Origin of the sequence: Acinetobacter genomosp. 15BJ, from assembly GCF_000400715.1 — a bacterium.
Classification (GTDB): Bacteria; Pseudomonadota; Gammaproteobacteria; order Pseudomonadales; family Moraxellaceae; genus Acinetobacter.
Window position 1 is genome coordinate 64635 of sequence record NZ_KE007346.1, and the last position, 26367, is coordinate 91001.

The window sequence follows — 26367 nt, forward strand, 5'->3', positions numbered from 1 at the left end:
AATCTCCTTAAATACTCAACTTGTTCAAATTACGGCGTTTGCCATAAATGAGCTGTACGATTGCACGGGTTACTGTAATTGCAGTAAACATCGAACAAATAATACCAATCATCAAGGTTACAGCGAAGCCTTTGATCGGACCTGTACCAATCGCGAATAAAATAAACGCAACAATGAACGTGGTTAAGTTCGAGTCAAGAATGGTGTTATAGGCTCGATCATAACCTGCGACAATCGCCTGTTTTGGCGAGGCGCCCCAGAGCATTTCCTCTCGTATTCGTTCACAGATCAGTACGTTGGCATCGACCGCCATACCAATGGTAATCACGATACCCGCAATACCTGGCAGGGTAAGGGAAGCCCCAATCCAAGACATCACGGTTAAGATCATGGCAAGGTTGAAGACCAAGGCAAAGTTCGCAATTAAACCGAACAAACGGAAGAACACGACCATCCAGATCGCAACCAACAAGAAGCCGATTTGGGTAGATAATACACCCTTATCAATGTTTTCTTGACCTAGGCTTGGACCCACGACACGTTCTTCAACGAAGTACATTGGTGCAGCCAAAGCACCCGCACGAAGCATCAAGGCAAGCTCAGCCGCTTCTTGTGGTGAATCTAGACCAGTAATACGGAATTGTGAGCCCAATACCGCTTGGATCGTCGCAGCGTTGATCACTACAGATTCGGTATATGGGGTACGAACTTCTGTTTGAACACCTGTGTTTGGATCAGCAACATAAGAGATCTTTTGTTTATTTTCGATAAACAAGACCGCCATACGTTTACCTACAGCACCACGTGTTGCATCAGCCATGAGCTTACCGCCCGAAGAGTCTAGGGTGATGTTTACTTCTGCACCACCAGAATCTTGGCTAAAGCCAGAACTTGCATTTTGAACACGTTCACCTGTCAGAATACGGTTACGTTGTAACAGTAATTGACGACCACTATCTAAAGACTGATAAGCAAACACTTCAGTCCCCGGAGGAAGGGGTTGACCATTATATTTACCCGTATATGGGTCAATATATTGATCATTACTGTCCGCAACCAAACGGAACTCTAAGTTCGCGGTACGACCCAAGACACGTTTTGCTTCAGCGGTATCTTGTACACCCGGTAATTCAACCACAATACGGTTGCTACCTTGCGTTTGTACCAGTGCTTCAGCCACACCGAGTTCGTTAATACGGTTACGTAAAGTGGTTAAGTTTTGGTTGACTGCATAAGATTGAATTTCCTGACGACGAGTGTCGGTATAATTCAGTCTTAAGGTTGCACCAGATGAGGTTGCAACCGCCTGCTGAGTAAATTCATTGCCATTACGACGTAAAAAATCGGCCGCTGCATCACGGTCTGCATTGCTGGCAAACTGAACGGTAATGGTATTGTTATTTAAAGCAAGGTTGTTAAATTTGATTTTGTTATCACGGAATTGACGACGCAAATCAGTCGCAGATGTTTCCATACGCTGACTAATTGCTTTATCCATGTCGACTTCGAGCAAGAAGTGTACACCGCCACGTAAGTCCAAACCGAGTTTCATCGGTTTTGCCCCGATCTTTTGCAACCATTCTGGTGTGGTCGGCGCAAGGTTGAGGGCAACTACATAGTCATCACCTAAATCACGGCGTAATACTTCTTTGGCTTTTAACTGTTCTTCAGAAGAGTTTAAGCGTAATAAGGCCGCGTTGTTGGTAAAGCTATTGTCGTGACTGCTTATGTTGGCAGTTTTTAAAATCTGCTCAGCTTTTTGCACGATCGTCTGATCAATTTTGGTGCCTGCTTTTGCCCCAGAAATTTGGACAGCAGGTTCATCTGGATACAGACTTGGAAGTGCATATAACGTACTGATCACAAGTACCACAAGGATCAGTAAATATTTCCATGCAGGGTAACGCATTCGCTTTCTTCTTAAATGAAAAAGTCGTGCTGAGGCACGACTATTTTATGATTAAAGGTTATTTAATGTGCCTTCAGGTAATACTGAAATGACACTCGCACGTTGGATTTTTACCTCAACACCGCGAGTGAGTTCAACTACTGCAAAGTCACCTTCAAGCTTGGTAATTCTCCCCATTAAACCACCAGCAAACACGATTTCACTGCCTACACCCAAGCTTTCGATTAAAGAACGGTGTTCTTTAGCACGTTTTGCCTGAGGTCTCCAGATCAAGAAATAGAAGATTGCGATGAATACCGCGATCATCAATAAGTTTGCCATGAGGCTTGGACCTTGTGTCGCAGCTGGAGCCGCGTGAGCAGTAGAGATGAAAAAACTCATTTCGATTTCCTAAAATTAAAAGGCAAAAAATTAACAATAAATTCCAATTCGTTTTGCAATGTACCTTGTCTTGCGATCAGGCGCAAATCTTGATGCAAATCGTTCCGCTTAGTCTTCTGGACATGGTGGAACTTCTAATCCACGACGTGCGTAAAAGTCCTGAACGTACTCATCAAATGTGCCGTTATCCAGTGCATCACGCATACCTTGCGTCAAGCGTTGGTAGTAACGCAAGTTGTGGATTGTGCCAAGCATTGATGCCAGCATTTCTCCACACTTTTCTAAATGATATAAATAGGCACGACTGAAGTTTTTACAAGTGTAGCAATCACAATGTGGGTCTAAAGGCCCTTGATCGTGACGGTAGCGACTATTACGAATTCTTACCAGACCATCGGTGACAAAATAATGACCATTACGTGCATTACGGGTTGGCATCACGCAGTCAAACATATCGACACCACGACGAACCGCTTCCACGATGTCTTCTGGTTTGCCCACGCCCATTAAATAACGTGGTTTGTCCTGTGGCATTTTGTTGGGTAGATAATCAAGTACCTTGATCATTTCTTCTTTCGGTTCACCGACCGATAAGCCGCCAATTGCATAACCATCAAAACCAACTTCTAATAAGCCAGTGAGTGACTCATCACGAAGGTCTTCATACATGCCACCTTGAATAATGCCGAATAACGCATTTTTATTCTTAAGCTCATCATGGTGGTGGGTTTTACAACGTTTAGCCCAGCGTAAAGAAAGCTGCAATGATTTTTGCGCTTCTTCATGGGTGGCAGGGTAAGGCGTACATTCATCAAAGATCATCACGATATCTGAGTTCAGTACATGTTGGATCTCCATTGAAATTTCTGGAGACAAGAACACCTTTGAACCATCAATCGGAGAGCGGAAGGTCACACCTTCTTCTTTGATTTTACGCATTGCGCCCAAGCTAAATACTTGGAAACCGCCTGAGTCGGTCAAAATTGGTTTATCCCATCGGATAAACTCATGCAGACCGCCATGCTCTTTAATCACTTCCAAGCCTGGGCGTAAGTACAAGTGGAAGGTATTTCCTAAGATAATTTGTGCCTGAATTTCTTCAATGTCACGAGGGAGCATGCCTTTAACCGTACCATAAGTACCCACTGGCATAAACACAGGGGTTTCAACCACACCATGTTCTAAAGTAAGTCGACCACGACGGGCGCGCCCCGACTGGCCTAATTTTTCAAATTTCATGTAATAACCTGAGCAAGATCGAAGTGCTACTTTGATTGCAGCGCAAGGAGGCGAAAAAACAGTTCGCTGATCGAAAGCGGCTATTTTCCCCGATTATGGCGTGTAGTTCTACTACTAAATGTAGCCATAACCAAAAAATAATAATCTCCCCTAACCCCTCTTTAAAAAGAGGGGGATAAAAGGCAATATTATCTGACGATAAATTCAAATGCTCCCTCCTTTTTTAAAAGGTGAGCTGCGGTTGTAGCAGCGCAAGGGAGGGGGATTTAAGAGGTAAGATAGTAAATCTAAAGCATCAAACCGAATGATTTTCCACTTATAAAAATGAACTACAGTGATCAGTACTAAAGCACTAAAAATTCGGCTTATAGTCAAAGTTTTCAGTCGCCAGATTATCCTTAAACGGGCGAATGGCTTTCTTCGATAAAGTTAGTGTGTTGATCAGGTTGTTCGGGAACACTTCGATTTGGTTATTAAATAGTTCCACGTTGCGGTTAAAAATAGTGATGGCCGCACCAACATTTTCATTTTGTTCCTGAATATCATCCATCATCTTGCTATACAGCGCATCGGCTTTCAGTTCAGGATAATTTTCTACTACCACATTCAAGCTACGAATCAGTTCCTTACTCATTTTCTCAATCTGTTGTAACTGAGAAATATCCGTGTCATTCACATTCAGGTTGAGAATCTGCTGACGCAACTCAGTGACTTTTTCCAGTGTGGATTTTTCAAACTGGGTATATTGATCCAGCGTTGCTTCCAAGGCTTCTAGTGTCTTTACTTTTTGACGTTCGAAGTTGGCCACTTCTGACCAAGCACGTTTGGTGGCATTAAAATAGCGTACGATGTTGTTGCGGATAGAAACGCCCCATACGATCAGTACCACAAAAATCCCCAAAAAGATCAGTAAACCTGTCATCGCTATTCCCCTTATTGTTATCGCTAAATGATTAGCTAATTAAATTCAGCATGAGTTGTTGAAACTTTTGATATTGCGGCATGGTCATGGTTCTTAAATGTCCACGTAATGCTGGAATATCTTGTATTTCACTGCGTTTACTGGCGGTTTGGAAAAGATTTTGTTCGCCTACGTAACACATGATTTGCTCTTCATGATGATAAATTAAATCACCTGTAAAATGTTGAAAAAAATCATGTAACTTTAAGGTCAGGCTAGGGCTCACCTCTTTTGCGAGTCGGTGTTGATCTAAGCCAAAAATATTCAATTCTTGGTTAATCAAAATATCGCTGCTTTGCCATGAACTGGTGTAAGGCTCAAAAAAACGAGAACGTTGATTGCTTACAGCAATACCTAAGGCTGGCATTTGAAAAATAAACGCGCCCCATAAATCTTTATGGATTTCTTTAACGATTTTTTTATCGCTGCTCTGATCCTGAAGGATCGGCATTTCACTGACATAGTGATATTGAAATAGCAGTACTTGGTGGGTTGTGTTGCCATCATCCCACGTGGTCGACGCGTATTGGGTAATCTCGTTAGCTTCATTGCCGCGATTGAATAAGGGGAAATGTTGCTTTAGTTTGCTGATGACCAAAAGTGGCTGCGCTTGAATGGGTAAATAAGCAGGCAATTGTTGGAACTGCAAACCATAGCGTAATACCGTCATACGTTCTTCTAAATAATGAATGACGCGTGTTAATGGCTCTTGTGGTTCATAGAGCAAATAGGCCAGAAAACCTGTCAAAAATGCGCCTAGTAAACTCCAGATGTATTGAATATGTGGATGGAGAAAATAACCAAACACCAAGGTGCCAACACTAATTATACCCAGTAAGTAGGGTAGCACATTAAAAAAACGTAGACTATGATCGTCACGCCACGGGTGCAAAGCATCTAGCAAAGCTTGATCACTATGGGACTTTTGTCCAGCTTCCCACAGCCGAGCAATATTGTGAAAAACCTGCGCATTTTTTTTACGTCTGATATGCAGCGCTTGTTGTACAGTGTCGATTGGCATGGAAATAATCGTTTCATTATAATGGGTTGGTCTTGTTTGAATTATGCTTTAAATTTCAGAAACTAAGAAGTCTATAATCTGAATCTAGTTGAGTTTTATTATTTTGAATGAATGACTTCTACCAAAACATTTTATTGAGAAAATCGACTAAACCGTAATTTAGTCGATTAATCACTTTTTAAGCGTCGAGCTTATCTACCAACATTGCATCGCCATAACTAAAAAAGCGATAACGTTGTTCAACTGCATGGGTATAAGCAGCCAAGATATTGTCACGATTGGAAAGTGCTGAAACCAACATCAGTAAGGTCGATTCAGGTAAATGGAAGTTGGTAATCAAACGATCCACGATACAGAATTGATAACCTGGATAGATAAAGATTTGGGTATCACCTGTCCACGCTGCAATTTTGCCTTGATTGGCTTGCGCTGCACTTTCTAAAGCACGGGTCGCCGTGGTTCCCACCGCAATGACTTTATTGCCACGCGCTTTGGTTGCCAAAATCAAGTCAATGGTCGCTTGTGGAACATCACACCATTCACTGTGCATAATGTGATTGGTAATGTCTGTGGTACGCACAGGCATAAAAGTCCCCGCACCGACATGTAGTGTGACAAAGGTTTTTTGCACGCCTTTAGCAGCTAATTTTTCTAATAAGCCTTGGTCGAAATGCAGACTAGCTGTTGGTGCAGCAACACTGGCAATTTTTTCAGGGTCGTGGAACACGGTTTGATAACGCTCAGTATCAATCTCTTCGGCTTCACGGTTGAAATAAGGTGGAATCGGGAGTTGACCGTATTGATCCAGTACCGACAAAATTGGTTGTGAAAACTTCACCACAAACAGATTTTCATGGCGACCTTGCACGGTGACAGGTACTGCATCTTCACCGATATACAGTTCTGCGCCTGCTTTAGGTGAGTTGCTTGATTTGATATGGCAATGAGCCGTGTGGGTATCCAACATGCGTTCAACCAGAACTTCGATTGCTCCGCCTGTCGCACGTTTGCCTTTTAAGCGTGCTTTCATGACTTTGGTGTCATTCAGTACCAGCAAATCACCGTCTTCAAGTAGATCGAGAATATCGGTAAAGGCATGGTCGTGATATTGACCTTGTGCATCGATATGCAGTAGGCGAGAGGCGCTACGGCTGTCTAATGGATAGCGAGCAATAAGTTCATCGGGGAGATCAAACGAAAAGTCGGAGAGTTGCATACATCTAAAACATTGCAAAAATTGGGCGTAGTATAGTCTTTTTTGTGTTTTCTCGCTGAGTTCGCGTGCTTATTGATAGAAAAATATCTGAATGATTTAAAAGTGAGCAATAAGCGTGAGTTAGTGTTTGACAATAAAATCAAACAGGTTATTATACGCAACACAAAGCATCGCACTCTTCCCGAGGTGGTGAAATTGGTAGACGCGGCGGACTCAAAATCCGCTGTCAGAGATGACGTGTCGGTTCGAGTCCGACCCTCGGGACCAAGCGAAAGCTTAACCAGATTATTCAAACCCCCAAGCCTTATATATCAAAGGCTTGGGGGTTTGTTGTTTTTGGCGTTTGCATTTTTTTTGGGTGTTTCTAGGGTTTTTCGGATATATATTTCCACACATTTTCCACATTTAATTTTTTGCGGATTTATTTTAGGGAATTAGGGGCTTGGTGCAGATATGAGTTTGTCTGTTTATCAGCAAGCGAATGGCTCTTGGCCAGCTGATTTGCGAGTTTTAAATGTTTGTTGCAGCAAAGTTAGAAAAACAAAAAACAGAAGTGCTGAAATGGGCGAAGTCTTGATCCTCGTCATCAGTAATGTTTAAACCAGTTAATCTCGACATTCCTTTCATTTGTTATGCTCCCGACGGAAGTGCAGGACCAGAGTTTTCAGATCCACCACGAACGCCACTATGAGGGTGTTTCACAAGGCTGACGTTTGCGGCAATCACATCCACAGCAGAAGTTATTTTTTCTTCAGCGTGAACCTTTCCTTTAAAAGTGTTGTCAGGACAGTCAAATACACATTTGGATAGCTTGAAATTGGCTTCACCGCTTGAGGCTTTATGACAAAACTGTATTGGCCAAACTCGAAATAAACTTCATCCGGGTTAGTGGTAGGAGGTGGGTTTTCATCAGAAAATAAACTGATTTGAGGGGCGGCACTTGTCAGCTCACAGCCTTGGGCCATTACAGAAAATTGTTCACCTATGGAAGGGCATCGCCAGAACTTCACCAAACCTGCAGCAATGGTTGGAATGGGAATCCAGTCGGTTTCGTTTTCGTCGATTTTTAAGCGCATTTTCCCTGCAGGTGGATCGATAGCAATGACGGTGCCGATCCCTGCCAAGTTTTGAAATTGTCTTGTTAAATTGCTCATATAGAAACTGAAAAGCCCATGATTATTGAATCATGGGCTTTTTGTTTTAGGCTCTCTATTTGGCCGATCCTGATTAAAGGTTATTCAGGATCGAAACCCAAATAAACCTTTAGATACTTTTACAGTCTTAGAACAATGACTGCTAAAGCTTGATGTTTATATAGGTGGGGGAGGATTAATAATATTACTTTTATATTCTTGAGCTTGGGCTAAGTAACCTGGAGCGGATGCAATATAGATTGCATTGTCATTGTTATGAGCGTTTTTCTCAATCAAATCAATCAAAAAATAATAGTGACAATTATTATGGTAGAAGTAAGAATAAATAAGGTAAGTATTACTTTTACAGTCCCATTGAGCTTTTGGATCACCATCATCAAATTCCCATAGAGAATTTTCTTCACGAAAGTGAACATGTTGAATTTCTTCAGCACGGGCTTGTTTGTGTTTAATATCAAAGCGATCTCTACCGAAATAATACGAAACACTCGCTGTCGTTCTTTGAATATGATTGACTGGTCTAGGGTGTTCTTTGTCGTTACTATTTTTTTTATAAGACTCAAATTCTTCTAAGATGAGTTTGAAATCAGGGTGGTTACTGAGCTTTTCTGAGGCAGTGAAAATAAAGGTTTTTTGTTGCAAGGGAATCCTCCAAAATTAACATTGACCCTCCTGTCGCTTAGCTACTAGCTCGGCAGTATTTTGAACAGCAATAGAATGCGCTATTCGAATCTTTACCATAGCTTCAGTAGTATTAACTTGCTGACGATTTGGGCGTGAAATAACATTTTTCCTGATAGTTGTCATGTGATGACGACCTCTTTATGCGTTAGACTTAGATGCTGGGAAAAAGAGCATAAGTCTTTATATATGAATAGGGGGTGAAATATCTTTCTTAAAAACAAGATATTACAGTCATTGCGGCTAGACTGCGGAGCACTTATACAATTTTAGCTCATGTCTAGGACCTCCAAAAAAATAGTTAATTTACAATTGGATCATAATTTTTTTTAAAAGTCAATTTATTTTATTCTTGTTGAAAAAATTATTAACTGTTTGCTTAATACATTCCTCATCATCTGTGCTAAACCCGACCAGTTCTCGGATTATGACTAATATGTTAGAAATAATTCTTAAAACAATACCATTTACACCACTTCTTTATTGGTTTTTTTCTAAGACTTTTAGAATGGCGAAAAAAAGAAAATTTTATGAGGCACAAATTTCTACTTTAGATGACTACATAAAGAGCTACTACAAAGTTGAAACAATTGAGTTTTCTTTAAGAGATTTGAAAGCAAGACAAGTTACCTGTAATGATTGGGTTGGGAGTAAGTTCCTAGATTTTGCAATACGAAATAAATGTCCAAATATTTTTGGTGCAATTTCTGATTTCGACACCTCGTGGCTTTTAATAAAATTAGAAGATGATCAAGCAGGGGACGTAAAGCTAGTCTGTAAATATAAAAAGAAAACAGTTGAGCGTGTTTTTTATTTAATTGTAATTACTTATTTTTTCTGTGGCTCAATATTATTCGTAAATAGGACCTTGCTGATAATTTTGGGATTATTGGATTTGTCGAGCATACCTACATATGCGTGGTGGTATAATTTTGTTTTTTACATAAGTGTTTTTTGATTGTTATATCTGCAATTTTATTATTAAGTGTAGGTAAAATTTTAGCTTCAACCTTATCATTAGGTAAGAAGCTTCCTATTGAGTTTAAGGCTAATTAATCAATTTTTGAGATATTGAATATTCGTTTCAATCTCAAGCTGTATGGTCAAGTCACTTGTTGAATAACGGTGAGTGGCTTTTTCAACGATCTATTTAAGCTTGGCCAACTATGGCTTCAATCCTTCCTGTTCAATAAGTGTTTCGATTGAAATGGTCAGGTTGTCCCAATAGTGATACTGACGTTCAAATTATTGAGTTGGGAGTGCTCTAAGTTTAAACTTAATGAAATTTCACGCTTTGTGGCGAATTGATTGAATCAACAATTGCCTTTTCTGTTAAAGTTTGTTAATACTAAGTGATAGTTTTCACATTTTTTTATAAAACGTAAAGAACCGTATAACGAAAATATTCGAGAGGCGGGAATGACGATTCAATTATTAGAACTACAGCAAGCCGAAAAGTTAAGTGCTTGTAAAATCTCTCTTTCTTTGGGGCTAACTTCAGAGCAGAACTTGCTTGAGCAATTTTTACAGTTTAACCGAAAACTGATGCAAGCCAGTACCGCATTGCTATCATTTCACCAAGAACCTTATCTGTGGCATCGTTGCCCTGAAAAACTCAAAGCCATTGATTCTGCAAAAATTACCAAAAGTCTAAATACGCTATTCGTCAATGGTGATCTGGTCGATAACGATCATCCGCAATACTCAACCTTACTGGCATTTCTCGCACCACTGAAAAAGAAAATCCAAACTGCAGTCGCCTTACATCTTAGACATCCAGACCAAACCTCACTGGGCTATATCATCCTATTTGATGAGGCTGCACAAGGCTTTAGCGATCTACAAAAACAACTCCTGCAAGAACATTGTGTCAATTTCATGCAACAACTGGAATTGAAGTTTAACCATGACGAGTTGAAAGAACTATACGAACAAGAAGCTGCATTGAACTTTAGTAAAACTAAATTCTTTTCGATTATTTCTCATGACCTACGTGCACCGTTTCATGGGCTACTAGGTTTTTCTGAAATACTGGCGAAAGAACGTGAAACCTTAGATGAATCCAGTATTCAGAATATTGCTGACTATCTATACGATACCTCACAGTCGACTTATAACTTATTAGAAAGCTTACTGAATTGGGCGATGGCCGAAGGTGGGCGTTTTGTCTATCACCCAATCAATTTTAAGTTGCGGCAGATCACCAATATCGTGACTGATATTCTCAAAACTTTAGCGATTAAGAAGAATATTCAACTGATTAATGAAGTCGATGAAAATCTTAAAGTCTATGCTGATATGAATATGATCACCTCGGTGATTCAGAACTTGGTGTCTAATGCGCTGAAATTTACCGATGTGGATGGTACGGGCAAAGTCTATATCCAAGCACAACATAAAGGCACTTATGTTGAAGTCTATGTCAAAGACACCGGTCTTGGTATGACTCAAGAACAGATCAAAGACCTATTCCAGCCACGGATTACCATGAGTTATAAAGGCACCGCAGGAGAGAAAGGTGCAGGTCTGGGCTTAAGTTTATGTAAGCGCTTTGTAGAAATGAATTTGGGTGAAATCAATGTCACCTCCAATGAGGGCGAAGGCACGGTATTTACGGTGTTGTTGCCAATCGAACGTGAACAGGTTGATTTATGTACGGATCAACAAAAAAGCAAAGCGAAATTAGTCTAAAGAGATTTTAAAGATAAGCTTGTAACTGATATAACTAACCTAGATGACATGACATCAGTCGAGCCTTTTTATATGAATGCGCAACAGCTACAAAAAACCTTAGTTGCAAGCCAATATGCTGAACAAGTTTTAAATTTATACAAATTACAATTAGAACAAGACTATTCCGAAGATCAATTTCTTGACTCGTTGTCGACCGAAACCATCTATCAAAAAGTGCAACTGGCTGTGGCTGAAGTCAGCGATGAGCAATCATGGATGAAAGCCTTACGGGTGCTCCGTGCCAAGCTCATGTTTCGCTGGATTTGGCAGGATGCCAATCAACTCACCAATGTGGTGACGCTGACACGTGAGTTATCCGATTTTGCTGATGCCAGTATTTGTGCAGCCAAAGCTTTTGCATTACCGCCTTTATTAGCCAAACATGGTGAGCCCATCGGTTATTCAGGTCAGTTACAAGATCTGATTGTCATTGGAATGGGTAAGCTGGGCGCTCAAGAGCTGAATCTATCTAGTGATATCGATTTGATTTTTGCCTTCGATGAACAGGGCGAAACCAATGGGCGTAAATGTATTGATGTCCAACAGTTTTGCATTCTGTGGGGGCAGAAGCTGATTTATCTGCTGGATCATATTACCGCTGATGGTTTTGTGTTCCGTGTAGATATGCGTTTGCGTCCGTGGGGTGATGGTTCAGCCTTGGCGATTAGCCATAGTGGATTAGAAAAATATTTAAGCCAGCATGGACGAGAATGGGAACGTTATGCATGGATTAAGGCGCGCGTGATTACAGGTGGCAAAGCGGGCGAAGAGTTGCTCGACATGTCGCGTCCCTTTGTATTCCGTCGTTATGTCGATTATTCCGCTTTTGCTGCTATGCGTGAAATGAAAGCCATGATCGAACGTGAGGTCATGCGCCGTAATATCGAAGAGGATATTAAGTTAGGTGCAGGCGGGATTCGTGAAATTGAATTCATCGTGCAGGTGTTCCAGTTGATCTATGGTGGATCGAAGCGCGAACTGCAAGATCGTCAATGTCTGGTCAATTTACACCATTTGGGTGAAGCCGAACTGCTAGATCAGCAAGCGGTGATTGATCTGGAAGATGCTTATTTATTCCTAAGACGAGTCGAACATGCCATTCAAGCCTTGAATGATCAGCAAACTCAATCCTTGCCAACTGAACCTGAACAGAGACAACGGATGTTGGATACGCTTGGCTTTACCGATTGGTCTGACTTCTTGGATGTACTCAATCAGAAACGTGACAAGGTCAAAGTCCAGTTTAAGCAATTGATTCAGGAAAAAGAGTTTGCTGAGCCTGTCGATGATTTCGTTCAGCTTGAACAAAAACTCAATGCAGTACTGGATGATGATGCTAAGAATTTAATTCAAAACTTCTGGCATGGGCAAGCTTTACGCAAAATCCCAGCCAGTGCCTTAGAGCGTTTAAAGAAATTCTGGCCGCATTTGATCGAAGCGATTTTACAGTCGGATCAACCGCAAATGGCGCTGTTACGTTTGATGCCATTGGTTGAATCGGTGCTACGTCGTACCGTCTATCTGGTGATGTTGATGGAAAGTCGTGGTGCTTTGCAGCGACTGGTCAAGATGGCAACCGTCAGTCCGTGGATTTGTGAAGAGCTGGCGCAATATCCTGTGCTGTTAGATGAATTCCTGTCGATGGATTTTGGTCTGCCACAACGCAAAGATCTGGAAGATTCACTGCGTCAACAATTGTTACGGATTGAGATTGATCAAGTTGAAGATCAAATGCGAGTACTGCGCTTATTCAAAAAGAGTAATGTACTGACGGTTGCTGCCAGTGATGTACTGGCAGAAAGTCCGTTGATGAAAGTTTCCGATGCTCTGACCGATATTGCTGAAGTGAGTGTACAAGCGACTTTACGCTTGGCTTATGAGGCGGTTGCACAGCGTCATGGCTATCCGGTCGGAAATGATGGTCAGCGTTGCAGTCTCGATAACAAAGGATTTGCCGTGATTGCCTATGGCAAATTGGGTGGCATTGAGTTGGGCTATGGCTCAGATTTAGATTTGGTGTTTATCCATGCCTTTGAAGAGCAAAGTGAAACCGATGGCCGCAAGGGCATTAGTGGGGCCGAGTTTGCGATTCGTGTAGCACAGAAGTTTATGTCCTTGATGACTACGCAAACCTTAGATGGGCGTGTTTATGAAATTGATACCCGTCTGCGACCATCGGGTGAAGCAGGGATGTTGGTCACCAGTTTAAAAGCTTATGAGCAATATCAACAAAAAAGTGCTTGGTTATGGGAGCATCAAGCTTTGGTGCGTGCTCGCTCAATTGCGGGAGATAGTGGATTATGCACGCAATTTGAACAGATTCGCTGTCAAATTCTGACCCAAGTACGTGATGAAAATGTGGTGCGTGAAGAAGTGTTGAAAATGCGCCAAAAGATGAAAGATCATTTGGGATCATCTTCTGAGCAAAAAAAACATGGGATTTTTCATTTAAAACAGGACTCAGGTGGTATCGTTGATATCGAATTTATGGCACAGTATGCTGTGCTTGCATGGAGTGGGACGAATACAGATCTCGCCCATTTTTCCGATAATGTAAGAATTCTAGAAGATGCTGCTAAAGCAGGCTGCTTATCCAGTGAAGATGCCACAGCATTAATACACGCTTATCTCCGTGAACGAGCTGAGAGCCACCGTCTAGCGCTTGCAAATCAATCTATGCAAGTCAATGCTGCGGATTGGCACGATACCCGCGAGATCGTTTGCAAGTTATGGCAAAGATTAATTGATCCAACTGCGCAAGCATTGGAAAGTGAATAATTGTGTAAAAAAGAAAATGGAGTATGTGCGATGAGTTTGGCTGATCGTGATGGTTTTATTTGGCAAGATGGAAAATTAGTTGATTGGCGTGATGCAAAAATTCACGTCTTAACTCACACACTACACTACAGCATGGGTGTCTTTGAAGGCGTCAGAGCTTACGAAACCCCGAATGGTACCGCAATCTTCCGTTTGCAAGATCATACTAAACGCTTATTAAATTCAGCAAAAATTTATCAAATGAATGTTCCATTTGATCAAGCGACACTAGAACAAGCACAAATCGATGTGGTTCGTGAAAATAAACTGGCTTCTTGCTATTTACGTCCATTGATTTGGATTGGTTCTGAGAAACTCGGTATTGCAGCAACAGACAACACCATTCATGCCGCAGTTGCCGCATGGGGCTGGGGTGCATACTTAGGTGAAGAAGCAATGGCACGTGGTATTCGTGTGAAAACCTCTTCATTCACGCATCACCATCCAAACGTGACCATGTGTAAAGCAAAGGCATGTGGTAACTATACCGTGTCGATCTTGGCACACCAAGAAGTGGCACGTTCAGGTTATGACGAAGCCATGTTACTTGACCCACAAGGCTTTGTTTGCCAAGGTGCGGGTGAGAACGTGTTCTTGATTAAAGATGGTGTATTGCATACCCCTGATTTAGCAGGTGGCGCGTTAGAAGGGATTACTCGTCAAACTGTGATTACTATTGCTAAAGACCTTGGTTATGAAGTGGTTGAACGCCGTATTACCCGTGATGAATTCTACATTGCCGATGAAGCATTCTTTACGGGTACTGCTGCGGAAGTGACGCCAATTCGTGAATACGATGACCGTGAAATCGGTTGTGGTTCTCGTGGTCCGATTACCACTGTGATTCAAAAGACCTTCTTTGATGCAGTACAAGGTCGCAATGACAAATATGCACACTGGTTAACTTATATTAAATAAGCTGTAATCGTACACAAAGGCGAAGCTTAGGCTTCGCTTTTTTATTGACGAATTAATACTAAAAAAAACAATCCGCTCTATGCTAAGATGAGCGTATATTCAGTGCATATGATTGAACACTTTTGTTTTTTTGGACAAAGTGTAGCCTCGTATCTCAAGCATTTAAGGTTATCAGATGGTAGATATTCAACAAAATTCGGCAACTCATGAAGACAATGTGATCTTGTGCATGAAGTGGGGAACCAAGTATGGTGCTGAGTACGTCAACCGTTTGTATAACATGGTCAAACGTCATTTGACCCTGCCTTTTAAAATGGTTTGCTTGACCGATCGTACCGAAGGTATTGACCCGAATATTCAATGTTTTCCGATTCCATCTCTAGATTTGCCAGCAGGTAGTCCTGAGCGTGGCTGGAATAAATTGTCGACCTTTGAACCTGATCTGTATGGCTTAAAAGGCAATGCACTGTTTCTCGATCTTGATGTGGTGATCATTGATAATATTGACTGCTTCTTCCAAGCGGAAGGTGAGTTCTTGGTGATTCACGACTGGAAACGCCCTTGGCGTATCACTGGCAATAGTTCGGTTTATCGTTTTAAACTGGGGGCTTTCCCTGATATTTTGCCGTACTTCCGTGCAAACTTTAATGAGATCAGTCAAAAGTTCCGTAATGAACAAGAGTACCTGTCTTGGTTTGTGCATAAAGAAGGCAAGCTGAGTTATTGGAATAAAGACTGGTGTAAGAGTTATAAATATCACTGCTTACGTCGAGTACCATTTGCGTATTTCCAGCCGCCTATCAAACCAAAAGGCGCGAAAATCATTATTTTCCATGGTGAGATTAATCCGCCTGATGCGATCAGTGGTGGTGGTGGTAAGTGGTATCGCTATGTGTTGCCATCAGATTGGATTAAAGAGTCTTGGCAGTAATCCAAGTGCTATTCATCCTGAAAATGAAGGGATGGATAGAATAAAAAATCAGGCGGAATGCCTGATTTTTTTGCTTTAAGGGCTGTTAAATCTTGTGGTATTGGCGGTACCAATCGACAAAGTTTTTCACTCCATCGACCACCGAAGTCGCAGGCTTATAATCGACATAGTTTTCTAGCGCAGAGCTATCGGCAAAGGTATCTGGTACATCACCAGGCTGCAGGGGAAGCAGGTCCAAAATCGCTTCTTTGCCTGCCGCTTTTTCAATCGCCTGAATATATTCAATGAGCTTGACCGTACGGTTGTTACCAATATTGAAAATTCTAAATGGAGCATTGCTGGTGGAGGGATTTGGATGGTTGCTGTCCCAAGTCTCATCAGGTGTCGCAATCTTGTCGCTGGTACGAATAATCCCTTCAACAATATCGTCGATATAGGTGAAGTCACGGGTATGATTGCCATGATTAAACACAGGAATCGGTTTGCCTTCAAAAATGTTCTTGGTGAACTTAAACAAGGCCATATCTGGACGTGTCCATGGTCCATAGACGGTAAAGAAGCGTAATCCTGTGGTTGGTAATTTAAATAAATGACTGTAGCTATGTGCCATTAATTCATTGGCGCGTTTGGTTGCGGCATAGAATTGTAGCGGATGATCCACACCGTGTTGTTCGCTAAAAGGCATGGTGGTGTTAGCACCATACACACTACTGGTACTTGCATAAGTCAAGTGTGGTGTTGCTGCGTAACGACAAGCTTCCAAAATATTGGTAAATGCAATCAGGTTGCTCTCCACATAGCTATGTGGATTTTCAAGCGAATAGCGTACGCCTGCCTGTGCGGCCAAATGAATCACACGATCAAAACTATGATCTTGGAAGCATTGATCCACCATGGTTTTATTGGCGAGATTGTCACGAATCAGAGTGAAACTGCCTGTATCGTTGCGTTCAGCCAGCAGTTGTAATTGCTGAGCACGCGCCTCTTTCAGGGAGGGATCATAATAATCGTTAAAATTATCAAAACCGACCACATCATCACCGCGTTCCAGCAGTTTTTTTGCAACACTAAAGCCGATGAATCCAGCAGCACCTGTGACTAGAACTTTCATTCATCGCCTCCAAAAATATCTCGGGTATAAACTTTATCTTGTACATCTAGCAATTCATTGGAGAGGCGATTGGCAATAATCACATCACAAGCTTGTTTGAACTCATTTAAATCTTGAGTGACTTTAGAGTTAAAAAAGCTGTCTTCATGAAAGGTTGGTTCGTAGATAATGATTTCTAGACCTTTGGCTTTTAATCGCTTCATCACGCCTTGAATGGCAGAGGCACGGAAATTATCTGAGCCGCTTTTCATCACCAGACGATAGATTCCTACTGTGCTTGGGTTTCGTGCAAGAACTGAATCCGCAATAAAATCTTTACGGGTGCGGTTGGCATCCACAATCGCTTTAATCAGATTGCTTGGCACATTGTTATAGTTGGCCAATAACTGCTTGGTATCTTTCGGTAGACAATAGCCGCCGTAGCCAAAAGATGGATTATTATAATGACTGCCAATACGAGGATCTAGACAGACACCGTCAATCACTTGTTTGGTGTCTAGGCCAAAGCTTTGTGCGTAAGTATCCAATTCATTGAAGAAGGCAACCCGCATTGCCAGATAGGTATTGGCGAACAGTTTAATCGCTTCAGCTTCGGTTGAATGCGTTAGCAAAACAGGAATATTCTGCTTGATCGCACCTTCTACCAGTAAATCTGCAAATTGCTGGGCACGTTCAGACTGTTCTCCAACGATAATACGCGACGGGTAGAGATTATCGTGTAAGGCTTTACCTTCACGTAAAAATTCAGGTGAGAAAATAATGTTTTCAGTCTGGTATTTATTTTTGACTTGCTCGGTGAAACCCACAGGAACTGTAGATTTGACGATCATGGTCGCATTGGGGTTAATAGCCAGTACATCCTGAATGACGCTTTCTACACTTTGGGTATTAAAGTAATTGGTTTGGGGGTCATAGTCGGTTGGGGTGGCAATAATAATAAAATCAGCATTTTGAAAAGCCTGCTGTTTATCGGTAGTCGCTGTGAAATTGAGATTTTTTTCTTTTAAAAAAAGTGAAATATCATGATCCTGAATCGGTGATACTTTGTTGTTCAGTAAATCTACTTTAGTTTGTAGGATATCCAGGGCAATGGTTTCATGGTGTTGTGCAAATAGCATTGCATTTGACAACCCGACATATCCTGTTCCAGCAATCGCTATTTTCATAAGTACCTAACAGATTCGACATACATGATGGACGGCTAATAGGATAACCAGAGTGACCCTAATTTTAAATCCCATTCTACAGGTGTAATCACCATTCGTCCTGCATTCGGAGTGAGAGTGATTTCACTAAAATACACATGATCTTGAGAGAGTAAGAAATCTACTCGGCTATAACCATAGGTGAAACAGAGTTTTTCTGACAGTTGAATGATATCTTGCAATTGTTTCGGCGCAGCTAAGGCTGATGGTGAGTTATCTTTAAGATCGACCCGAAATGGCTGCAACTGCCATTGCGTATCATACATATTTGAATAGTCATTGCCCTGAGCATCTTGGACATCAATTTCTAGATATTCTGGACGGCCTTCAAAACAGTGCACACGACACGTGGTAATGGTGGATTGACTGGCAGGGTCGACATAGAGCTCTACATATTCTTCAACCAGCACTTTAGGGCAAATATCTTTATAGTGCCATTCACGTTTTCTAAAATACATGTTCATTTTGAGATGATTTTTGATTTTAGCTGTCGCTGCTTCGACACTAAATTTGCTCTTGTCGCGGCAGACCATGGCGCTGCCACTGTCATGCGTGCATTTTAAAACAAATTGATTGGGTAATTGGTTAAAATCAATCTCATCAATACATTTATAAATGCCAATCAATGGAACAAAATAGGCATCACCAACCTTTGCTGAAACCAGCTGTCTGACCGCACATTTATCTGCTAATTTTGTGAACAGGGGACTCCGCTCGAAAATCATTCGGGCAGTGACTTTTTCATTGAAGCTTTTTGGCGAGCAAAAATCAGGGGTATAACCTAATTTGCAGATAAACCGTTTGGTAAGATACGCTTTATCTGAAACAAATTTAGTTCTAATTATTTTTGCTTGATACTCAAAGTAGTTATAAATCATCAGTCAAAAGATTAAATCCCATCAAAGTAACCTGTAATTATAATAAAAATACCTAAATTCGTCTAATAAAAATGTGGTGGTTTTAGGTGTAAAGTGATTCCAAAAGGTTTGATTTTGTTAGGGATTGTCAGGGGTTAAGCTGGGGTTAATAAAGTTACTGAACAAGGTGGAATTATATATCTGCTGATTACCTCATCGATGTTAAAATTTAAACAATTATAATATATTGATTTATATGGAATGATTGCACAATCAATACTCTCGCTATTACGAAAAGAGACTGACTGTGAATAGATCAGTGGTGTTATCATATGCTCCTAGATTAAACATGTTTAGCTGTATTTTCGGGCTTTCGGATCGTTTAAGAGTGAATTGATGAGTGAAATGATGCAACCGGTTGATGTGGTGATTGCTTGGGTAGATGGCAATGATCCGAAGTTAAAACAGAAGCGCATGCAGTATCAGGGCAAAGTACAAGCTTCTGATGCCGTCAGTGATACCCGTTTTGCGAGTAACCATGAAATTTATTATAACGTTGCATCTATTTTAAAATATGTTCCATTTTGTCGACATATCTATATTGTGACAGATGGTCAGCAACCGCAATGGATTGATGACTTTGTTCAGGATGGAATTTGTGAGGCAGGTAAAATTCGGATTGTTGATCATCGTGAAATCTTTACGGGTTATGAGCAATACTTACCTACTTTCAATACACGTTCGATTGAAACCATGCTCTGGAATATTCAAGGCGTATCTGATTACTTTTTCTATTTGAATGATGATTTCTTTTTTAACGCGCCTGCGCAATTAGAGGATATTCTGATTGATCAAAAAATGGTGATTTACGGGCATTGGCAGAGCAGTTTTGTGCTCAAGGCCAAGCTTTGGTATCGTCAGATTTTAAATCAATATTTTTCCAAGCCGATACAACCTAAACATATGATTGCACAAATGTTGGGGGCGGATATGCTTGGATTTAAAAAGTTTTTTGAGATTCACCATTATCCGCATGTAGTTGACCGTAAAATATTACAAGACTATTTACTTGCTCATCCTAAATTTTTAGAAAAACAGATTCAGTATAAGTTCCGCAGTGTAGAGCAAATCAACCCGATTTCATTGATGAATCATTTGAAAATTCAAAAGGATGAGGCCTTGTTAAAGCCTGATCTTGAAATTGCTTATTTGAAAAATGAAAGCAGTTTAAGTAGCTTCTTACAAAGCTTGGGTAATGAACAGATTAAATATGGGTGTATGCAAAGTCTGGATCAATTGAGTAATACAGCAGCTACAGAAATTTATGCAGCTTTAAATCAAAAATTGGCAGGCTATATACCGAAAGTTTTATTGGCTGAAACGGCCAAAGGATAAATGATGAAAGTTGAAACTTATCTAATTAACCTTGATGGCAGTGATCAGCGTCTAGCCAGTGCGACCGCACAATTACAGCAACAGGAATGGCCATTTACCCGTTTTTCGGCCTATGATGGGCGTGGTAAGGCCTTATCTGAGTTTAAGCAATATGATGATGCAGAAGCTCAACGAATTTTAGGTCGTAGTCTTATTAGTTCAGAGCTGGGATGTTATCTGAGCCATTATGGTTGTGCTGAAAAGTTTCTTGAAAGCGACGCCGATTATTTGGTGGTGTTAGAAGATGATATTCAGGTTCTGCCTAACTTTAAACACAACCTTGAGTCGCTCCTCAATTATCTGGATGAGCATAAAGAGCTGGATTGGTATGTCGTAAATATGGCGGCGAAAAAGAAAAAACTCGCCAAAGATATTGTACAGATGGATCATTATAACCTTTGGCATGCGTATTATTTCCCTATCCGTGGGGTTGGGTTGCTTTGGTCTCGTAAAGGGGCGGAACAGTTTGTAAAACTTGGCAAACAAATACATGTGCCTGTCGATATCTTTTTCCAAGGCTGGCTCAGCAAGAATGGAAAAGGCCTAGGCGTTTGGCAGCCTTTTGTTAAACCTGCTGGATTGGACAGTGATATTTTGGGTACAGTTGCAACACAGGGTATTCAGCGTAAAGACTTGGAAAAGCGCGATTCGTCTCATGGTTTAAAGAAACAGAAACGAATGTGGCGTGACCGTTTTTATGCTTTTAAGCATCTTTACTTTTAATTAAATATTCTGGGCAAATCACTTGAGTAAAAAGCTGAGGTGATTTGAAGATATGGCTGAGTGATCTGTATGAAAATATTTAAAAAAATATTCTATCTCTTAAAGTTCTATACGATGTATTCGAACAAAAAGAGAGGGATTAATGAAGCCATAGACAATGAAGCAGATCTGATTGTACTTAATCCGATTGTGCAGAATGCGGTAATTCCTAAAAAAATCTGGATGTATTGGGAAGGACCACTGGCTGGGTTTGTGGAAAAATGTGTTGAGCAAGTTAAAAAGACCAATCCAGACTATGAGGTTCATTTTCTCACACCAGACACAGTGAAAAACTTTTGTAATATTGATTTTGGTCGTTTCCCAAAGGCAACACCACAACAAAAGGCCGATTTGCTCCGTTTTGAGTTGATTTATCAGCATGGAGGAATTTGGTTAGATGCAAGCATCCTTGTTTATGAAAGCTTAGACTGGATTCAGGAACTGATTACGAAAAATCATAGCAACAGCTTTGCCTATTATCGCGCCAAGAACACAATGCTTAAAGATTTTCCCGTCTTAGAGAATTGGTTATTGGCTAGCACAGAGAAAAATATTTTCTTTAAAGAATGGTTTGATGAACTAGCGAAGGCGATTGAAATGACGCCTAAAGCCTATCTACAGCAGCTTAGGGAAACTGAGCCACATTATCAGGATTTGTTTCAACAGATTGGTCGTTTGGAATATCTGGTTGCCTATGTGGCGTGTCAGAAGGTGATGCGTCGTCATTTGCCGAGTATGAGCTTAATCAATTGTGATAAAAATGCCTTGTTTTTCCAAGTGAAGCATCAATGGGTGAAAGAAAAAGTGTTGATTGATATGGCGATCAATTACCCACCTCAGGAAATGCCACGGCTGATCAAGCTTGCAGGCAAAGAAAGAAAAACATTGAGTCATTATTATGAAAAAGGCATGTATCTAGAAGATTCATTGATTGATCTTTAAAACATCATTTTGAAGTTTCAAGTAGTGAGTTTGGATCAATTTTCTTAAAGACTTGTACTGCACTGTTTTGAGATAAATTGAAAACCTGAATATGCTTTTGTTTAAATAAAGTTGCTGCTGCATCCAAAGCTTGGAATACATCATCGACATGATGATTTAAAGTTGTTGGTTGCTGTCCGTCAATACTTTCATAAAAACGCGGCTGAGAAAAATTATTCATGTCTAAACCCGCGATATAAATTTCTCTATAACCCAGCGTATAGAGAATCTGAAGAGCGACATAAGCCACGGTGAAATAGTCAAATGTCCCTTTATAGACATCGAGTGAGAAACCGATGCCTTTGTGAATAAAGAAGTCAGTTTCATTTTGATCGACATGCCTAGCATGCTCTAGAAACGTTTCGATTTGGCCATCGGTAATTGTTTCAATGGTTTTGATCTGGCAGTGAATATCTTCAATTCGAACGTGTCTTAAAATCAGGTCTAGGCAACGTGGTGTGGTGTAAAACGTGCAATCGCTATCTAAGACTTTTTGGACCAGATCGAAGCGGCAGTCCACAAAATTATGGTCAATAATCACATAACTGGAAAATGAAATTGAATCAAATGCGATGGCACCGTTCACACCGATATAGTCTCTATCCTGTTGATGTAAAATTTCTGGATTTAGTTGCTGAATAGAGGGACCTGTCGCCACCAGCATGCACTTTTTATGAGAAATTTGTGGTGGAATGAGATTATTGGAAACCAGTTTTTTCTTAAAATAAATTTTCTCGATACGATTTTGTGAATCTCGCTCAACGCTATAAAGTGGCCAATAACGACGGTTGTGTTTTGCTGCTTTAGGGAAGAAAAGCTTATAAATCAATTTATAGATACTTCTAGAAATACGATCTGAAAAGAAGTGCACCATTTAAAAACTCATTTATAAATCATTGAGACGAATGAAACTAGATAACTTGGTTTAGGCCATCTAGTTTCGATTGAATATTAGTCGTCTAAAGAAAAACTTTTCTTTTTCAATTTGGCTTTTAGGCTATGTAAAGAACGAGCAAACCAATTTTTATCTTCTGGGCGAGTTACTTTGTTGCCGCGATAATGAATTTGAGTCGCTTTAGAAAAATCACCAAAGGGCTCAATACGATAGTTCTCTGGGCGATAACCTGCTGCAATGGCTTCTTGATAATATTGGTCGAACAGTTCAGTCAGATCTTCACGTGGATGCGGCATGATTTTACCGTCGAACCAGTGTTTTTGTCCCTCAGCCTCTAGCCGTGGTAAGGAATATTTATGGCTGAATTGTGTGCCCATATCTGAATAATGCAAGATTTTGATTTGATCAGCAGCGAAACCTTCACCATCAATATTATTATAGGAGTCTTGATAGGGTTGAACTAACTTGGGTTGATCTTTTAAAAGCTGCATCAACTTTTTATGGCTTTCAGGATCAGCTTGAATATCCTTTAATGAAGGAAGGTATGCTTTGGCTTTTTCACAATCCCAAACACAAGTACACAGTCTGGCTGAGTTTTTACCGCCTTTGGCAATCACGATTGCATCATCTTTTTTAGGATGTGCCCATAACTCCGCGATGTCACATAACACCACAACATCCGCATCCATATAAATGGCACGGCCTTCAAAATTACATGACTCAGGGATTGCCCATCTAAAGCCTGAGAAAGGAGTCGCCCAATGCTCAGTATGCCAACCTTGGTCTGTTTGTTGATTGGTATACCATGGACTATTTTGATCGTGGCTAAGCTGCATCCATACAATTTCAACAGGATGTTTGGTATGCTTGCGGACACTATAGTCCAGAACCATCATTTGTTCTAAGTCGCAGTTATTAGGATCGCAACCAACAAAAATTTTAATTGTGGAGTTAGTCATTCCTAGCTTCCATTTTTAAGGCTTTATTCATAATTATAGTCTAAAAAGAGAGGCTTTTTTTGAAATATTTCCCTACTTCTAGTTATATTGTAAAGTGATTATGTGAGGCAATGTAATGATAATAAATATATTTATTGAAAAGGCAAAACGGAAAATTGCCCAAGCAGAGATTGTCTCTTTTGATATTTTTGATACCTTATTGCTACGTCCATATTTATCTCCACGAGATTTATTTTTACATATCGAGATTGATCAATGTTTGGAAGGTTTTGCTCTGGCTCGAAGAGAGGCTGAATTTAGAGCGAGAAAGAAAAATCCGGATCGACAAGAGATTTGCTATGACGATATTTATAATGAAATTGAGGCTGAGTTTAAATGCGCCAAAGAAATTGAATTAAACTGGGAGTTTATGGTTTTACAACCGAACCCAGAAATGAAAATACTTTGGGATTATGCCCTTGAATTAAATAAGAAAGTCATTGTCGTTTCAGATATGTACCACTCATTTGAGAGTTTGAAGCAATTACTGATTAAAAATAAATTTCACGCTTTTGAGCATTTATATGTGTCTAGCAGCTATGGTAAAACCAAGAAAAAAGGCACATTGTTTGAGCAGGTCTTTTCTGATTTAAAGGTGAGAGCACAAGATATTGTTCATATTGGTGATAATAAGAAAGGGGATTATAGAGCACCTGCGAAGTTGGGTGTCCAAGCAATTTTATATAAACAGGTTGCACAGCAGTTTTTAGCTGTTGATGAGCGAGCAAGACGCTTTACAGAAAAAGGAGCGCTCAATTTAGGCAAGAGCATTTTGATCGCAATGTTGGCGATGAGATGGTTAAATCAGTCTTTGCTGCAGGCTAAACCATCATATTGGCAAGAGATCGGTTATAGCTATGCCGCACCTTTGGCTTATGGCTATAGTAAATGGATTGAAACAGCGGCGCTAGAAAAAAAGCTCGATCATCTTTTGTTTGTCGCTCGAGATGGTTATTTATTGCAAAAGGCTTTCAAACAATTTCATGTTGGTGGAATTAAAACGAGTTATGTATATGCCCCACGTCTACTCAATCTGGTTTACCGACTTGATTATGATAAGCAGAATATTGAGAGTGCCAAAGCGATTGTAGATTTTTATGCGCATAAATATGCGGATATTGCTGCATTAACAGAAGGGCGATCTTTTAACAAAGCCAGTAATTACCATCATTTTATTCAAGAGTATAAGCATCATTTTGAACAACATGCTGAGCAAATGTACGCTGATTATCGTCATTATATTGATACGATCATAGGCAAACATGAACAGGTCGGGATAATTGATAGTAAGACCGTCGCTTTCACCTCACAGAAAATGTTGGAAGATGTGTTACAGCGTCCAATCAGTGGTTTTTATTGGTCTACGTTATTACCATATCGCACTAAAAAATATGCATTTGATACATTTATTCCCAATAATTTAAATACTTTAGACTCAAATGTATTTACTAAGAACTGGAAATTTGTTGAATTGCTTTTAAGTTCTCCTGAGTTTCCAATTTATGGCGTTTCGATGAAGGGGCAGCCGATATATAAAGATAATCCAAGTAAGGATGAGCGTCTCATTAAGGAAAACTATGCTGAAATTGTTCAGGGAGCTGAAGCATTTTTTGCAGATATAAAAGCTATTTTTGGTCAAACCAATCTTTATCTGGAAGGTGGGGATCTTGTTGCGTGGGCCAATATCTTTTGTGACTATCCAAGTTGTGTTGATGTTGAAAAAATGACAGAGGTTCGTTTAGCCGTTGATGTTTCACATCATCGCTCTATACCACTATTCTCGACGAAGACGTCGTTGGCAGATTTCCTTAAACAGCCTAAAACAACCCTAAATATGTGGAAGGGGTTGGTTTGGAGAACCCCAATACAATCATTGCTTTTACACGTATTTAAGCCATTAAAGGTGAAAAAAAGTCATGCTAAGCATATTAAAATCGGTATTCTCCCATATCTTAAGACAAGATACTTTATCTGGACATTGCTATTGTTTAAGCGGTTTTCACTGCAATTAACCTTAGGAAATTATAACAAACATCATTCTTGAGTTTGAATGGCGCTGGTAGTGTCCTATGTGAAATTGCCAGCTCTTATCTTTTAATTTGAATTTGACTAAACAGTTTGGGCCAGTTTTTGATAGGGGGATACTCCTTGGAAAATCTGTAT

24 protein-coding genes and 1 tRNA gene are annotated in these 26367 nt (G+C 40.3%); 11 read left to right on the top strand and 14 right to left on the bottom strand.

Annotation, left to right across the window (positions count from 1 at the left end):
- Nucleotides 1-7 precede the first annotated feature (7 nt).
- The 6 genes from secD to queA all read right to left on the bottom strand — a co-directional run bounded on the left by secD (nucleotide 8) and on the right by queA (nucleotide 6727).
- On the bottom strand, nucleotides 8-1909 hold the full coding sequence (gene secD, locus F896_RS16300) for a protein translocase subunit SecD (protein WP_016162592.1): 1902 nt from the start codon (nucleotides 1907-1909) through the stop codon (nucleotides 8-10).
- A gap of 51 nt (nucleotides 1910-1960) precedes the next feature.
- The gene (gene yajC / locus F896_RS16295) at nucleotides 1961-2290 is read right to left on the bottom strand and encodes a preprotein translocase subunit YajC (protein ID WP_004802702.1); all 330 of its coding nucleotides are present in this window, start codon (nucleotides 2288-2290) and stop codon (nucleotides 1961-1963) included.
- A 108-nt stretch (nucleotides 2291-2398) separates the two neighbouring features.
- A complete protein-coding gene (gene tgt, locus F896_RS16290; RefSeq protein WP_005296836.1) occupies nucleotides 2399-3529 on the bottom strand; it encodes a tRNA guanosine(34) transglycosylase Tgt in 1131 nt (376 codons plus the stop codon).
- Nucleotides 3530-3881: 352 nt separating this feature from the next.
- Entirely contained in the window at nucleotides 3882-4451 is a 570-nt protein-coding gene (locus F896_RS16285; RefSeq protein WP_005193124.1) for a LemA family protein, read from the bottom strand.
- Nucleotides 4452-4482: 31 nt separating this feature from the next.
- Nucleotides 4483-5511, bottom strand: coding sequence for a hypothetical protein (locus F896_RS16280; protein ID WP_016162593.1), 1029 nt, complete (start codon nucleotides 5509-5511; stop codon nucleotides 4483-4485).
- 178 nt (nucleotides 5512-5689) lie between these two features.
- On the bottom strand, nucleotides 5690-6727 hold the full coding sequence (gene queA / locus F896_RS16275; protein ID WP_016162594.1) for a tRNA preQ1(34) S-adenosylmethionine ribosyltransferase-isomerase QueA: 1038 nt from the start codon (nucleotides 6725-6727) through the stop codon (nucleotides 5690-5692).
- A gap of 180 nt (nucleotides 6728-6907) precedes the next feature.
- Between queA and F896_RS16270 the strand changes: the two genes are divergently transcribed.
- A tRNA-Leu gene (locus tag F896_RS16270) sits at nucleotides 6908-6994 on the top strand.
- 186 nt (nucleotides 6995-7180) lie between these two features.
- The gene (locus F896_RS20730) at nucleotides 7181-7327 is read left to right on the top strand and encodes a hypothetical protein (RefSeq protein WP_155765775.1); all 147 of its coding nucleotides are present in this window, start codon (nucleotides 7181-7183) and stop codon (nucleotides 7325-7327) included.
- A gap of 30 nt (nucleotides 7328-7357) precedes the next feature.
- On the opposite strand, the gene F896_RS21430 is transcribed toward F896_RS20730, so the two are convergent.
- From F896_RS21430 to F896_RS16265, 3 genes are all read right to left on the bottom strand, one after another.
- On the bottom strand, nucleotides 7358-7459 hold the full coding sequence (locus tag F896_RS21430; protein ID WP_347007239.1) for a hypothetical protein: 102 nt from the start codon (nucleotides 7457-7459) through the stop codon (nucleotides 7358-7360).
- Between the two features lie 8 nt (nucleotides 7460-7467).
- The gene (locus F896_RS0119610) at nucleotides 7468-7881 is read right to left on the bottom strand and encodes a phage baseplate assembly protein V (RefSeq protein ID WP_016162595.1); all 414 of its coding nucleotides are present in this window, start codon (nucleotides 7879-7881) and stop codon (nucleotides 7468-7470) included.
- Between the two features lie 156 nt (nucleotides 7882-8037).
- Nucleotides 8038-8523: a type II toxin-antitoxin system YafO family toxin gene (locus tag F896_RS16265; RefSeq protein WP_016162596.1), complete on the bottom strand. Its 486-nt coding sequence runs from the start codon at nucleotides 8521-8523 to the stop codon at nucleotides 8038-8040.
- Nucleotides 8524-8998: 475 nt separating this feature from the next.
- Between F896_RS16265 and F896_RS16260 the strand changes: the two genes are divergently transcribed.
- The 5 genes from F896_RS16260 (at nucleotide 8999) to F896_RS16240 (ending at nucleotide 15961) form a co-directional block, all read left to right on the top strand.
- Entirely contained in the window at nucleotides 8999-9520 is a 522-nt protein-coding gene (locus tag F896_RS16260) for a hypothetical protein (RefSeq protein ID WP_016162598.1), read from the top strand.
- Between the two features lie 461 nt (nucleotides 9521-9981).
- Nucleotides 9982-11253, top strand: a complete 1272-nt coding sequence (locus F896_RS16255) for a sensor histidine kinase (protein WP_016162599.1) — start codon at nucleotides 9982-9984, stop codon at nucleotides 11251-11253.
- A 72-nt stretch (nucleotides 11254-11325) separates the two neighbouring features.
- Nucleotides 11326-14073, top strand: a complete 2748-nt coding sequence (gene glnE, locus F896_RS16250) for a bifunctional [glutamate--ammonia ligase]-adenylyl-L-tyrosine phosphorylase/[glutamate--ammonia-ligase] adenylyltransferase (protein WP_016162600.1) — start codon at nucleotides 11326-11328, stop codon at nucleotides 14071-14073.
- A 30-nt stretch (nucleotides 14074-14103) separates the two neighbouring features.
- Nucleotides 14104-15030 carry a branched-chain amino acid transaminase gene (locus tag F896_RS16245; RefSeq protein ID WP_004652473.1) on the top strand — a complete coding sequence of 309 codons (927 nt, stop codon included), beginning with the start codon at nucleotides 14104-14106 and terminating at the stop codon, nucleotides 15028-15030.
- A gap of 175 nt (nucleotides 15031-15205) precedes the next feature.
- A complete protein-coding gene (locus F896_RS16240; RefSeq protein ID WP_016162601.1) occupies nucleotides 15206-15961 on the top strand; it encodes a hypothetical protein in 756 nt (251 codons plus the stop codon).
- An 85-nt stretch (nucleotides 15962-16046) separates the two neighbouring features.
- On the opposite strand, the gene F896_RS16235 is transcribed toward F896_RS16240, so the two are convergent.
- From F896_RS16235 to F896_RS16225, 3 genes are read right to left on the bottom strand one after another with little or no spacing between them, the layout of a single operon-like run.
- Nucleotides 16047-17072 (bottom strand): NAD-dependent epimerase, encoded by a 1026-nt coding sequence (locus tag F896_RS16235; RefSeq protein WP_016162602.1) that lies wholly within the window; start codon nucleotides 17070-17072, stop codon nucleotides 16047-16049.
- A complete protein-coding gene (locus tag F896_RS16230) occupies nucleotides 17069-18238 on the bottom strand; it encodes a nucleotide sugar dehydrogenase (protein WP_016162603.1) in 1170 nt (389 codons plus the stop codon). Before F896_RS16230 ends, F896_RS16235 begins: the two co-directional genes overlap by 4 nt.
- A 35-nt stretch (nucleotides 18239-18273) precedes the next feature.
- Nucleotides 18274-19155: an ATP-grasp fold amidoligase family protein gene (locus F896_RS16225; protein WP_016162604.1), complete on the bottom strand. Its 882-nt coding sequence runs from the start codon at nucleotides 19153-19155 to the stop codon at nucleotides 18274-18276.
- A 375-nt stretch (nucleotides 19156-19530) separates the two neighbouring features.
- On the opposite strand from F896_RS16225, the gene F896_RS16220 reads away from it, so the two are divergent.
- The 3 genes from F896_RS16220 (at nucleotide 19531) to F896_RS16210 (ending at nucleotide 22272) form a co-directional block, all read left to right on the top strand.
- Nucleotides 19531-20529, top strand: coding sequence for a Stealth CR1 domain-containing protein (locus tag F896_RS16220; protein ID WP_016162605.1), 999 nt, complete (start codon nucleotides 19531-19533; stop codon nucleotides 20527-20529).
- 3 nt (nucleotides 20530-20532) lie between these two features.
- Entirely contained in the window at nucleotides 20533-21291 is a 759-nt protein-coding gene (locus tag F896_RS16215) for a glycosyltransferase family 25 protein (protein WP_016162606.1), read from the top strand.
- A gap of 69 nt (nucleotides 21292-21360) precedes the next feature.
- Nucleotides 21361-22272 carry a glycosyltransferase family 32 protein gene (locus F896_RS16210; RefSeq protein WP_016162607.1) on the top strand — a complete coding sequence of 304 codons (912 nt, stop codon included), beginning with the start codon at nucleotides 21361-21363 and terminating at the stop codon, nucleotides 22270-22272.
- A gap of 4 nt (nucleotides 22273-22276) precedes the next feature.
- On the opposite strand, the gene F896_RS16205 is transcribed toward F896_RS16210, so the two are convergent.
- Entirely contained in the window at nucleotides 22277-23185 is a 909-nt protein-coding gene (locus tag F896_RS16205; protein ID WP_016162608.1) for a hypothetical protein, read from the bottom strand.
- 77 nt (nucleotides 23186-23262) lie between these two features.
- Nucleotides 23263-24165: a hypothetical protein gene (locus F896_RS16200; RefSeq protein ID WP_016162609.1), complete on the bottom strand. Its 903-nt coding sequence runs from the start codon at nucleotides 24163-24165 to the stop codon at nucleotides 23263-23265.
- Between the two features lie 259 nt (nucleotides 24166-24424).
- On the opposite strand from F896_RS16200, the gene F896_RS16195 reads away from it, so the two are divergent.
- Complete coding sequence (locus tag F896_RS16195; protein ID WP_228130603.1) at nucleotides 24425-26248, top strand: HAD-IA family hydrolase; 1824 nt, start codon at nucleotides 24425-24427, stop codon at nucleotides 26246-26248.
- Nucleotides 26249-26367 lie beyond the last annotated feature (119 nt).

Bases quoted from the DNA above. Each gene is read 5' to 3' on its own strand.
- secD (WP_016162592.1), bottom strand. From the start codon at position 1,909: ATGCGTTACCCTGCATGGAAATATTTACTGATCCTTGTGGTACTTGTG.
- yajC (WP_004802702.1), bottom strand. From the start codon at position 2,290: ATGAGTTTTTTCATCTCTACTGCTCACGCGGCTCCAGCTGCGACACAA.
- tgt (WP_005296836.1), bottom strand. From the start codon at position 3,529: ATGAAATTTGAAAAATTAGGCCAGTCGGGGCGCGCCCGTCGTGGTCGA.
- F896_RS16285 (WP_005193124.1), bottom strand. From the start codon at position 4,451: ATGACAGGTTTACTGATCTTTTTGGGGATTTTTGTGGTACTGATCGTA.
- F896_RS16280 (WP_016162593.1), bottom strand. From the start codon at position 5,511: ATGCCAATCGACACTGTACAACAAGCGCTGCATATCAGACGTAAAAAA.
- queA (WP_016162594.1), bottom strand. From the start codon at position 6,727: ATGCAACTCTCCGACTTTTCGTTTGATCTCCCCGATGAACTTATTGCT.
- F896_RS20730 (WP_155765775.1), top strand. From the start codon at position 7,181: ATGAGTTTGTCTGTTTATCAGCAAGCGAATGGCTCTTGGCCAGCTGAT.
- F896_RS0119610 (WP_016162595.1), bottom strand. From the start codon at position 7,881: ATGAGCAATTTAACAAGACAATTTCAAAACTTGGCAGGGATCGGCACC.
- F896_RS16260 (WP_016162598.1), top strand. From the start codon at position 8,999: ATGTTAGAAATAATTCTTAAAACAATACCATTTACACCACTTCTTTAT.
- F896_RS16255 (WP_016162599.1), top strand. From the start codon at position 9,982: ATGACGATTCAATTATTAGAACTACAGCAAGCCGAAAAGTTAAGTGCT.
- glnE (WP_016162600.1), top strand. From the start codon at position 11,326: ATGAATGCGCAACAGCTACAAAAAACCTTAGTTGCAAGCCAATATGCT.
- F896_RS16245 (WP_004652473.1), top strand. From the start codon at position 14,104: ATGAGTTTGGCTGATCGTGATGGTTTTATTTGGCAAGATGGAAAATTA.
- F896_RS16240 (WP_016162601.1), top strand. From the start codon at position 15,206: ATGGTAGATATTCAACAAAATTCGGCAACTCATGAAGACAATGTGATC.
- F896_RS16235 (WP_016162602.1), bottom strand. From the start codon at position 17,072: ATGAAAGTTCTAGTCACAGGTGCTGCTGGATTCATCGGCTTTAGTGTT.
- F896_RS16230 (WP_016162603.1), bottom strand. From the start codon at position 18,238: ATGAAAATAGCGATTGCTGGAACAGGATATGTCGGGTTGTCAAATGCA.
- F896_RS16225 (WP_016162604.1), bottom strand. From the start codon at position 19,155: ATGATTTATAACTACTTTGAGTATCAAGCAAAAATAATTAGAACTAAA.
- F896_RS16220 (WP_016162605.1), top strand. From the start codon at position 19,531: ATGAGTGAAATGATGCAACCGGTTGATGTGGTGATTGCTTGGGTAGAT.
- F896_RS16215 (WP_016162606.1), top strand. From the start codon at position 20,533: ATGAAAGTTGAAACTTATCTAATTAACCTTGATGGCAGTGATCAGCGT.
- F896_RS16210 (WP_016162607.1), top strand. From the start codon at position 21,361: ATGAAAATATTTAAAAAAATATTCTATCTCTTAAAGTTCTATACGATG.
- F896_RS16205 (WP_016162608.1), bottom strand. From the start codon at position 23,185: ATGGTGCACTTCTTTTCAGATCGTATTTCTAGAAGTATCTATAAATTG.
- F896_RS16200 (WP_016162609.1), bottom strand. From the start codon at position 24,165: ATGACTAACTCCACAATTAAAATTTTTGTTGGTTGCGATCCTAATAAC.